Source organism: Alcanivorax sp. 1008 (assembly GCF_020667895.1).
Classification (GTDB): domain Bacteria; phylum Pseudomonadota; class Gammaproteobacteria; order Pseudomonadales; family Alcanivoracaceae; genus PGZG01.
In genome coordinates this window covers 1-591 of sequence record NZ_JAFMPS010000086.1, presented here as the reverse complement: position 1 = coordinate 591, position 591 = coordinate 1, and the positions used below count along the sequence as shown (strand labels likewise).

Annotated in this window: 1 pseudogene; it reads left to right on the top strand. The window is 49.4% G+C overall.

Annotated elements, in window-relative coordinates:
- A pseudogene (locus J1C54_RS16380) lies at window positions 1-444 on the top strand (hypothetical protein); the annotation flags it as partial.
- Window positions 445-591 lie beyond the last annotated feature (147 nt).

Here is a 591-nt window from a genome sequence, read left to right as displayed (position 1 = left end):
GGATTGGTGGGTACTCTTGGACCCGAAAAAACTAAAGTTTTGTATGAGAAATATCTTGATCTAATTCGTCTTGAGATTTCCGAGTTTGGCGTAAAGCCAACCGAGGTTCGGCATCTCATTGGCCGCCTCGGGGAGTTTTACTGTGCGCTGTCGGTTGATGGAGCTTTGGCTGCAACGCCAAACCAACATGGGTTTGACGTAATTTCCAAGAACGGCAGAAGGGTAAGCGTTAAAACAACCGCTCAGAAATCTGGCTTTGTCAGAATTTCTGACTCTACCCTTGAGAAAGTTGATGACCTGATGCTTATTCAGTACAAAGATCAATCTCTCTCGGTCATTTACTATGGGGCCGTAATGGCGGCGGTAGGTGTTGCAAGGCACTATCCAGAACTCGGGTGGTATGAGCTTGACCTAGCGAAGGCAAGAGATGCTCACCGCAGGTAGCCTTGCGCGTGCCGTGAGTGCCGAACAATTCGTTGCAGGCCGACGTCCCTGTCGGGCTGCGGCCTGAGCTCAAACGCCATGACCAGACCGGGGATATAAATGAAGTTAGTAATGGCCGGATGGGCTATATGTATTTTGGGCATTTTA